At 55.4% G+C, this 10,478-nt stretch carries 7 protein-coding genes; all 7 read left to right on the top strand.

The window, feature by feature from the left end:
• Positions 1-1,717 (top strand): hypothetical protein (locus tag GOW92_RS24515; protein WP_217356593.1); only part of this gene is annotated, 1,717 nt, incomplete at its 5' end.
• 238 nt (positions 1,718-1,955) lie between these two features.
• Entirely contained in the window at positions 1,956-3,245 is a 1,290-nt protein-coding gene (locus GOW92_RS24510; protein WP_170566447.1) for a TolC family protein, read from the top strand.
• Positions 3,242-5,440, top strand: coding sequence for an ATP-binding cassette domain-containing protein (locus GOW92_RS24505; protein ID WP_170566444.1), 2,199 nt, complete (start codon positions 3,242-3,244; stop codon positions 5,438-5,440). The genes GOW92_RS24510 and GOW92_RS24505 overlap by 4 nt, the downstream gene beginning before the upstream one ends.
• Positions 5,430-6,605 carry an HlyD family efflux transporter periplasmic adaptor subunit gene (locus GOW92_RS24500; protein WP_170566441.1) on the top strand — a complete coding sequence of 392 codons (1,176 nt, stop codon included), beginning with the start codon at positions 5,430-5,432 and terminating at the stop codon, positions 6,603-6,605. The genes GOW92_RS24505 and GOW92_RS24500 overlap by 11 nt, the downstream gene beginning before the upstream one ends.
• Positions 6,606-6,861: 256 nt before the next feature.
• Entirely contained in the window at positions 6,862-8,160 is a 1,299-nt protein-coding gene (locus GOW92_RS24495; protein WP_170566438.1) for an ankyrin repeat domain-containing protein, read from the top strand.
• A gap of 1,105 nt (positions 8,161-9,265) precedes the next feature.
• Positions 9,266-10,009: a helix-turn-helix domain-containing protein gene (locus GOW92_RS24490; protein WP_368040331.1), complete on the top strand. Its 744-nt coding sequence runs from the start codon at positions 9,266-9,268 to the stop codon at positions 10,007-10,009.
• Between the two features lie 54 nt (positions 10,010-10,063).
• On the top strand, positions 10,064-10,372 hold the full coding sequence (locus GOW92_RS24485; RefSeq protein ID WP_170566433.1) for a helix-turn-helix domain-containing protein: 309 nt from the start codon (positions 10,064-10,066) through the stop codon (positions 10,370-10,372).
• The last annotated feature ends 106 nt before the right edge of the window (positions 10,373-10,478 follow it).

Raw genomic sequence — 10,478 nt, 5'->3', positions numbered from 1 at the left:
AACCTATTCGGAGCCCCCGGTCGCGCCCCCGGCACCGCCGGTCGTGGCCCCGGATGCCCAGGGTACTCCTGATCCGGATGCTCAGGGTGGTGGGAATCCGGCGCCGCCGACACAGACGGAAACGCAGACGCCGCCGCCGGGCAACATGGGCAATGGGGAGGAAGTCGTTCAGCCGTCGGCCGTCCCGTTTAAAACCGTAACCGTTCAGACGATGGCAAATGACGATGGCAGTTTCACGGTCAGCGGCACGGCGGAGCCTGGGTCCACGGTTACGGTTACGTTCTCGGCGCTGAATTTGCCGAGTGCCCCAAGGCGCGAGCTCATAGAGGAAACGTACGAGGTCACGGCGGATGGGGACGGCAACTACAGCGTGACATCGTCCACTGACATCCCCCGGTATAGGTATAGCGGGATGATCGACGTGGAAGTGACGGAGCCGACCGTGACCACGTTTCAGTTGTCGTTTTCAAACACCAGGCTCGTTGCATTTATTGACGCCGAAGGCCGTGTGACGCGCCAGGAATTCGATACAGGTATCAGCAACGTCGTTAACGAAGTCCAAATCTTCGAATACGGGGATTCCAGGTTTCCTGGCAAGAAAACGCGCGAAGCCGAATTTTTATATACCGAACCGAATGAGGTTGCTACCGAACCGAATGAGGTTGCAGGTAGCAACCTCACGTCGCCGCCGCCGCGGCCGGACGGTGGAACCACGCAAGTTGGTAACTTCGATGAAGTGACCGATTGGACTTATACCTTTGACACCGAAGGTAATGTGGCGACTAGGGAATATAGAAACGCGTACTCTGGCATAAGACCCCCTTATTACTTTGAGGACATCGAATACGAGACTTTCCAGTACAACAGCAACGGTCATGAGACGTACAGAACACTCGATATCGACAAAGACAACCGAATCGATACCGAGGAAGCCTTCACCCGTGACGATCAGGGTAATTGGGTAACCCAGGAAACTATCGATTACACCTATGACGATGAGGGCAATCTGACGAAAAAAGCAGAGTACTTCGACACCGCAGATGATCCCGAAACATCACAAGAAACCATTACCTTCTACAGCTATGACGCGGACGGCAAGCGAACCGAACACAGGGTGGAGATTGATGATGAAGGCGACGGCGACAATGACTCTGTTGAACACTACACCTACAACGATCAGGGTCAGGATCCCGTATTATCTTCCGCTATCGAATACGAGTATAACGAACATGGTGTGAGCCGGGAGCATCACGATGCTGACGGGAATGGCACGAGTGAGCGGATTATTACCAATTTCTATGACGATGACGGTAACATCGTTCGGGCCCTAACCGAAAATTTTGCCGACACCCCGCTAGGTACAGAATTGGTTGTGACAAGCCGGGAACTCGAATTTCTTAACACTGAAAATGAAACATTTGTGCTGACCCCGGAATACGCGACATCCGTCACGGGGCTGGTGGAAATAGAATTATCCGCAAGCGGGGCGACGACTATTGTCCTGACCGATGAGGTGCTTGGGAACCTTGCGGGGGACGACACCAGCTATCGTCTGCGGATCGAAGGTGACGACAATGACAATGTGAGCTTACCCGGTACGCAGTTCGAAGCCAGCGGGACAGAAGCGATCGATGGCGAAAACTACAATGTCTACACCAGCTCAGCCGGTAACCTCCTGATCGATCCCGAAGTAAACGTAAACTTTTCAGGTGGTTAGGAGTTTTTCCAGGTGTTTGGCGTCGGAAGCCAGTCAGCGTCGATCCCCGCTGTATCGACAAATCCGGAACACGTTACTCGAGTAGGCAATGAAAGAAATGAGCAAGATCATTACGTATGAGCACAGTGGGAGGTGTGCGAATGCGGATATTGAAAAACAGGCTGAGCAGCAGAGCTGTTCCGTCTCTCTGCGGCACATTTTTCCCGGGCGTATATCGGCGCATTACCTGTGCCCTGTGATGCTCTTAACCAGTTTGGTGCTGAGTGCCTGCGCCGACCGGCATGTGGCCTTGACCCGCGAACAGACCGACCAGGCCGTGCCGGAACTGCAGGCTGACGAACCTTCGGCGGACGCGCCGAAACCCTTACTGCCAGGTCTGCGGCCCGGGACGGATGTGGCCAAGCTGGCCCAGGCGGCGGTGACTGAGAGCGATCGCACGTCTCCGAGTATCGATTTGATCGCACAACGGATTTCTGAACGCGTGGTTACGGGCCGCAATCGCTGGCCTCAGGTCGCACCGGTTGCAGGTATTGATCAGGATGGAGACGTGAATGCGGGGCTTGCTGCGACTGTGGTGCTGTTGGACTTTGGGCGCTCCAGGGCGCAGCGCACGCAGGCTGAGCGGGCGATTGATCTGGCCCGGCTTGATTTATGGCAGGAGCGCATTGAGAGTGTGCGCGACGCGCTGGAAGATCTGATTGCTGCGAGCCGGGCGAAGGAACACCGCAGGGTTTCGTCGCGTTCGTTGGACAGAATTTCCGAGCTTCGGCAGTATGCCGAATCTCGTGTTGGTGCCGGAATTTCTGATCAGTCGGAACAAATCCTGTTTGAGGTTCGTCTTGCGGAACTCCGCAATGAGATCAATGCCGACACGGCTGAGTTGCAACTTTCGCTGGGTCAAATTTCCATTGTAACGAAAAGAGCTTACACCGAAGCAACTGTCCCGTCTCTTGCTGAGATTGAACGGGCATTGTTGCTGGCGCCGCAGGAAACCGAGCCTCAGGAATTGGCCCGCGCGCAACTCCAATACGAATTGGCTGAGCACCAATTGGAGCTTGTTGGTGCGCGTCGTTATCCAACGCTGTTGATGCGCGGGGCGGTATTATCCGATGGCGATGATGTCAATCCAACCGTTGGGCTGGCGCTGGAAACGTCTGATTTTCCAGGACTGGCGGTTCGACCGTCATTGGTTGCGGCACGTGCTGCGGTGTCTTCAGCGCGCGCGCAAGTTGCTCAGGTGGCACGAAATCTTCATAGGGATGCCAGCCGGAACACGCTGGAACAGGCCCGCCTGAAAAGCCGGGAAACATCTCTGGAAACACTGTCTCGGGAAGCGCAGCGTTCGGTTGAGTTGTTTCTCGAACAGCAGGATATCGGCGGGCGCCCGCTGACCGACGGAATTACAGTTTTTCGTACACTTCTTGATACCGAACGCAGACTGATTGCCGTACGTGCCGACTTGTTGCGTCTCCGCATTCAGGATGCGGCCCAACGGGGGGTGCTGGTGAGCCAGGAGATACGTCAATGACAGAAGATCAGCTGGCATCGATTTCGATGACTTTGGGACAGGCACTGGGTAATCAGGCCGGGTTCATTGGGGTCGAGCTGGATCAGCGTATCCTTTCCGAGGTGGGGGAAAACACCACCGAACTGGGCTGGGTGGTGCGATCCAATGACCTGAGCCTGTCGGCAATTCAACCGAGCCGCACCTTTGACCGGTCCCTTCCATTCTGTCTTAAGCTCGGGAGCGGACGCTGGGTGGTTGTCATTGCCGTTGATGGCGACACGGCTCTTTTAAGTGATCCTGAACAGCCTGGCGAAGGTCGGCCGGTTCCGCTGGGATTTTTGCAGGCTGTGGCCGGCAAGCGTGCACTTGTGCTACGCAAATCCCTGGAGCGCATTGCTCTGGAACAGAATGTAGAGACCACATCGGGTCATTGGTTGTGGTCGCGTGTGTTTTCGGGGTCGACACCATTTGCGAGCATTCTTGCCGCATCGCTGGTGGCCAATCTGCTTGCAGCTGTGGTGTCGCTGTTTTCGCTTCAGGTTTACGACCGTGTTATTCCGAACCGGTCGGAAGATACACTCTGGGTTCTTTTGGCCGGGTTGACCGTTGCCATTATTCTGGAGGCGATGCTCCGGATTGCGCGCGCGCGTGTGATGGACCGCGCTGGCAGGCAAATTGATATGGATGCGTCGGCGGATTTGCTGCGCCATCTTTTGGCTCTGAAATTCACGTCATCAACTCCAAAGGCCAGCCGGCTGTCTCAATTGATGCGCGAATTCGGATCTCTGCGTGAATTTGTAACGGAAGCGGCGGTTGGGGCCATTGCTGATCTGCCTTTTGCGGTGATTTTCCTGTTGCTGATTTACTGGATCGCGGGACCGGTCGTTATCGTGCCTATTGTTGGCATTCTGCTGATGATCATACCTCCTTTCCTGTTCAAACGACGGATGCGGCGAATTGCCGACTCTGCTCTTGGGGCGCAGACTTCGGCTGGCCGCCTGTTCAACGAAGTATCGTATGGCCTTGAAACCGTGAAAGTTTCACGCGCGGAGACTTTCTTTGCCGATCAGTGGAGTGATATCAGCCGGTTGATTGCCGATTCGACGTTGCGGCAACGCGCTTTGTCCGCGTCACTGACGCAATGGGCCGGCAGTGTTCAGCAGGCCATCTACGCTCTTACGGTAACAGCCAGCGTATATCAGGTTTTCGATGGGAAAATGACCGTGGGCGCGATTATTGCCACAACGCTGATGACCAGTCGCGCAACCTCCCCCATGTCCCGATTAAGCACGGTTCTGATGCGCTGGAACCAGGTCAGCATGACGCTGAAGGGATTGGAGGCAATCACCAATGGTCCCTCAGAAATGGCTGCTGGTCGGAAATTGTTGAAGCGTGGCGCACAACCGGGCGTCCTGGACCTGCAGAAGGTGAGTTACCAGTTTTTTCCGGACGAGGCGCCCGCCATAGAGATTGACAGCCTGCAGATCAAGCCGGGGGAACGCATTGCTCTTCTGGGTCCCAATGGCTCCGGTAAATCGACGCTGTTGCGTCTCATCTCGGGCATTTACAGCCCGGATCTCGGACGTTTGACCCTTGACGGCACGGACATCAACCAGATCGATACGCAGGACTACCGGCGCGCGGTCACGTATCTGTCGCAGGACACGGTACTGTTTCGCGGTACGCTGCGGGATAATCTCAGACTGGGCCGTCAGGACCTGAGCGATGAAGCCCTGCTGAAAGCCATCGACACGGTTGGGTTCGGCGATGTGGTGCGGGCGCATCCCAATGGTTTGAACATGCAATTGTCGGATGGCGGTGTGGGGTTGTCCGTTGGTCAGCGTCAGTCGGTTGGGCTGGCGCGCATGCTGCTACTGGATTCGGGAACGGTCCTGCTTGATGAGCCCACAGCAAGCCTGGACAACTCCCTTGAGACTGACATGATCGCACGTTTGCAGAGTTGGACGGCAAACAGGACATTGATTGTTGCCACGCATCGCATGCCGATCGTTTCCCTGGTTGACAGGATAATTGTTCTGGGCCGTGGGCAGGTGATCGTAGATGGCCCGCGCCAGGAGGTTCTGGCCAAGATCGCTGCCGCGCAAAAGGCGGCTGCGGCGCCGACAAAGATCAGACCGGACCAGGGCTCCGGACCGTCGCAAATATCTGTGATGTCGCATCCGGACGCGAACAGGAAGGTGAGTGATGGAGTTTGATCCTCTGAAGACGGAAAAGAAGCGCGCCAGACGGGATTGGCTGATTATTTGGCTCTGCCTGACAGCGGTGGTTGCAACGGTTGTCTGGAGTTCTGCGGCCAAACTTGCTCGGGTTGTGCGGGCGGAAGGGCAGATCGTGACGGCGACACGCACTGAGATCGTCCAAAATCTCGAAGGTGGGATTCTTGTTTCGATTGCAGTCGAGGAAGGCGATCAGGTGAATGCCGGCGAGGAACTTGCGCGGCTGGATCCGACGCAGTTTGCCACAAATGTGGCGGAGATCGAACATAAGGTTTCTGCACTTGAAATTCGTCGCACGCGTCTTGAGGCCGAGGCGCGCAAGGCAGAAAATTTCCAGATACCTGCGCAACTGGTCGAGCAACGACCCAATCTTTCGCGTAGTGAGACACTTGTATTCATGACCCGTCAAAGATCGCGGCAATCGACGATGGAGCGACTGGAGCAGCGCATCGAATTGCGGAGCCAGGAAGTCTCCTTGCTGGGCCCGCTTGTCGGCACACGCGCAGTTTCCGAACTCCAGCTGCTAAATGCCAAACTTGCCCTATCCGAACTGGTCTCGGAAAGAGCCCGGTTTGTTTCGGAACAGGATCGTGACATTGCCGCTGAACTTTCCGAGATCGTCGCTGAAATCGACCTGTTGAATTCCACGTTACGTTCGAGACAGGACCAGTTGGCCCGAACAGTTGTGCGGGCCTCTTCTTCAGGCGTCGTGCACCAGCTTTTCTTTGCCACGCCGGGAGCTGTTGTTGGTCCCGGTGAGCCGATCCTGGAAATTGTTCCTGCTGAAGATCGTTTGATTATCGAGGCCCGCGTCGAGCCGAAGGATATCGGTTATGTGACTTCCGGAATGCGCGCGACGCTGAAGGTCACGGCTTATGATTACAGGGTGAACGGTACGCTCTCCGGAAAAGTGGTGCGGGTTGGGGCGGACACTGTGCCCGACCCGATCGATCCGCGACTGCCGCATGCCTTTATCGTGTCAATTGAAGTTGACCCGAAAGATGAGGAGCGTTGGTTGGGGGCTGGCCTCGAATTGAGAAATGGCCTGCTCGTGGATGCCGAGCTGCAGGCAACGGAGACGAGGGTAATCGACTACATATTGCGACCTGTGTTCCGCGCAAAAGAAGCTCTCGCGGAACTCTGAGTTTCCCTGGCAACAAGATGAATCCCGCATCGAAAAATGCACAGCGTACCAACATATCAGCAAATCCCGCCTGAAGCGGAAAATCGTTTGACTCATGCGGCTATGGGATTGGCCCGATACGCAAGGAAACGGCAGGTCGTCCCTGGGCGGGGTGCAACGCCTTGCAATGTGCATACCCGGCAATTCGTAAGTCCGGAACTGGTTGACGGTGTCGAAGACCATCCACGGTTCTGACTGCAATCTGAAGAGGAAACCAATGACCATATCGTTCAAAGGAGCAAACGTATTGTGGATTGCGCTGGTTGGAAGCCTGAGTGTTGCGCACACAACAGACCCGGTATTTGCAGCTGGTTTGTCGTGCAAAGAATTCAATTCTTACCCGTTTTTTCTTGATGCGGAGGCGACGGACGTGCACCGCTGCCTCACGAACGGTGTGGATATCCATGCGCGTAATCCCTTTGGCGAAACACCTCTCCACATTGCAGCCGCGGTCAGTGACAAGCCCGCAGTTCTCCACGCTTTGGTGCGTGCAGGGGCGGCGATCGGGGCCCGCACCGATGTTGGTAAGACGCCTCTGCACGATGCAGCAGTGTTCAACAACAACTCCGAAATTGTACAGGCCCTTATCGAATTGGGTGCCGATCTGGAAGCAAGGAACTACACTGGAGCCACACCTCTGCATGCAGCGGCGGCGGCGTTTGGAGAGACAACGGCAGTAATAGAGACATTGCATGATGCGGGTGCAAATCTGGAAGCGCGGGACCATACAGGCAATACGCCTCTCATCACCGCAGCTCTGGGCGACAATCTTGCGGTTATTGACGCGCTTATTGACGCGGGTGCGGAAATGGAAGCAAAAAACGAATTTGGGGCGACAGCCCTCCATGCCGCCGCGTCAGGCAGTAATGCCGCAGTTGTGCATTTGCTGATAAAAGCAGGTGCTGCCCTGGACGCGCAATCAGAAATCGGGATGACACCTCTCCAGATAGCTGCAACGCTAAGCAAAAGCCCTCCCGTTGTCACTGCCCTGATCGAAGCTGGCGCGGATCTGGAAGCGTGGGATCGGCGTGGGCGGACACCCTTGTTCCTGGCGGCTTCCAGAAAAAATTCCACTATCGCTGTTTTGCTTATCCGCGCCGGCGCCGCCGTTGGTGCGGCAGATAAAAGAGAATGGACACCCCTCCACGCGGCGGTTCATGCTGAAAACCTGGTCGGTGTTATCGCCTTGATTGCGGCGGGTGCGGACCTGCAGGCACAGACTGAGGAGACAGAAACGCCTCTCTACTTAGCGGCGGTGAACAACGAAGAGGATTCAATTGCCAAGGTTCTGGTTCACGCGGGTGCGGACCTGAATACCGAAACAAAATACGGATGGACACCGCTTCACGCGGCTGCGGCCTTTAACACGAGTTCCGCTGTTGTGACTGCGTTGATCGATGCGGGAGCACGCGCTGATGCCGAGACCCACGACGGAAAAACGCCATGGGAATTGATCAGGGACAATTCAAACCTCGTTGAAAGCGAGGCGTATCAAAAGCTCAAAAATGCGCATTAGAGGCGGTTGTATCGGGTTGGGGTACGTCTGGGTGACTGCGACAAACGCTTTTATTGGTGTAGATTGTCTGGCACCAGGCGCTCGATGGTAACAGTCTCGACATAAGCAGGCTAAAAGTCGCCGTGCGGGAAATGGCACGCAGAGGCCAGCTGCGACTTTGCTTGCGGTGCGAGCGCCGGAAGTCAAAAAGCTGCGCCCGATTGACCGAACACAATCGCAGATAAGGAGGGCATCTTCCGGGACAACGTCAAGGAACAGATGTATCGCAGGATATTTCTGCCGTCCGGTCGGCAACCCAAGACCGCCGCGGCGGCGGTTTCGGGAAGGCTCACGTCGTATAACCGCAAGTTTTCAAGAAAATATTGAGAGTTGATCTCTTGACCGGCCGACATTGGTCAAGGCCCATTTTCCTGTTGTGTTATTCGAAAATTGAGGTAGCTTCCCCGTGCTAACAATTCTTGTCTAAAATTATGTCGGGCTACCTGTTGAATAAGCTGTATATCATATCCGATTTTTCGGATATTTGGGCGAATAGATGGGAACATTCGCAAGAATTGTTAGCAATGGCCCGACACCATTTTTGTCTGGTCAGGCCCCTCAACGCCCCGCGACAATTCAACTGAAGCTGGTTAGCAGACCTCTTGCGCAGGTTGAGATAGCGGGTCGTGTTCATTCCGGATGCCCGGCACCTTGTCCTGCAGGGAGGAAAATGAGATCCCGGCACGTTCGGGTATTACTGGGTTTGTTTGTTGCGCTTCGACGTATTTTCGACGGATAGAAAGGGGCGCCTTGCTGGAGGAGGTGGTGAGCCAGGGGCGCCTCTGCTGCAGCGGATCCCTGAGTTATTTGGTGCCGTTACAAGGATCATAAGGCAACTGCGACGTCAGTTATTGGCGTTTTGGGATTTTCGAGAACTGCGTGGTTGATTGCTGATTCCACGATGGGTTTGAAACTGATATCAGGCGGAGTATCGCGCAGCGCGCAGTCCAGGAAATGAAGATAAACCCGGCTTTATCTTTGTCCGCCTGCAGAACCCTGCCGCTTTACAAACGCCAAAAAAAAGTCACTGAATGATCCCTGACTGAGGCGAAAGTCCAGTGTACAGGTGTGTTTTACATGCGGAATTAGGGGGAGGACGAGTTTGGCGGGAGGACGATTTCCCACAGCGGACTGGAAGAGTCTGGGCCGCTCAATTCGCAGGTTGAGAAAAGAGCGGGGCCTGAACCAGGCACAATTGTCTGAGCTTGCGGGCATCAGCGCTGTCACGATCAGTCAGATCGAAAACGGCCTGACGAACCCGGCCATCGGGACCGTTGAGATGTTGGCAAAGGCCTTGAGCACCTCCGTTCCGGCCCTGTATCTGAGTAGGACAGACCAGCCGCGCCGCACGGATGAGGCGCTCATAAACACGGTTTCGAAGAATATTGATGCGCGCCGCACATACCTGGGCCTGTCGAGTGCCGAGATGGCGCAACGTGCTGAGTTGTCGCAATCGTATGTCAGCAAAATCAAGCACGCACGGCTTCTGCCGAAGGTTAGCAGGTTGGTCAAGCTGGCACGTGCCCTGGGCGTCCAGCCGAGCTGGTTGCTTGCCGAGGCCTTCGATCCCGCAAAGGCGGTTCCGGGAGAGACCTCCTACATTCATGTCCATGACATAGCCGCGCGGATTTTCATGATCCGGGAAGGTAAGGGGCTGACTGTCCTTGGTGCCAGCCAATTGGCGGGCTGGCATCCATCGCTCTGGTATGAGCTGGAAGGAAAGAGGCGGGATTACGCACTTCTGACAGTACTGACCGTGTGTGACGTGTTGGGCGCGGGTCTCTCTGATCTGATCGATGAGACGGATTGACATCGACCTTTTAAACTGCGATAGTTGATAAAATATCGAACGCCGGAGGACATATTGGGCGCAATACAGATCGTCAACAGTGGGAAAAAGGTCTGGTTTTGGCTTGCCGAGGCCTTCGATCCCGCAAAGGCGGTTCCGGGAGAGACCTCCTACATTCATGTCCATGACATAGCCGCGCGGATTTTCATGATCCGGGAAGGTAAGGGGCTGACTGTCCTTGGTGCCAGCCAATTGGCGGGCTGGCATCCATCGCTCTGGTATGAGCTGGAAGGAAAGAGGCGGGATTACGCACTTCTGACAGTACTGACCGTGTGTGACGTGTTGGGCGCGGGTCTCTCTGATCTGATCGATGAGACGGATTGACATCGACCTTTTAAACTGCGATAGTTGATAAAATATCGAACGCCGGAGGACATATTGGGCGCAATACAGATCGTCAACAGTGGGAAAAAGGTCTGGTTTTGGCTTG

It is taken from the genome of Ruegeria atlantica (genome assembly GCF_013032505.1).
Classification (GTDB): domain Bacteria; phylum Pseudomonadota; class Alphaproteobacteria; order Rhodobacterales; family Rhodobacteraceae; genus Ruegeria; species Ruegeria atlantica_F.
The sequence above is the reverse complement of the archived record's forward strand: the minus strand, read 5'-3'. Positions and strand labels throughout refer to the sequence as shown.

Excerpts from the sequence above, each read along its gene's own strand:
- GOW92_RS24510 (WP_170566447.1), top strand. The coding sequence starts at position 1,956 with ATGCTCTTAACCAGTTTGGTGCTGAGTGCCTGCGCCGACCGGCATGTG.
- GOW92_RS24505 (WP_170566444.1), top strand. The coding sequence starts at position 3,242 with ATGACAGAAGATCAGCTGGCATCGATTTCGATGACTTTGGGACAGGCA.
- GOW92_RS24500 (WP_170566441.1), top strand. The coding sequence starts at position 5,430 with ATGGAGTTTGATCCTCTGAAGACGGAAAAGAAGCGCGCCAGACGGGAT.
- GOW92_RS24495 (WP_170566438.1), top strand. The coding sequence starts at position 6,862 with ATGACCATATCGTTCAAAGGAGCAAACGTATTGTGGATTGCGCTGGTT.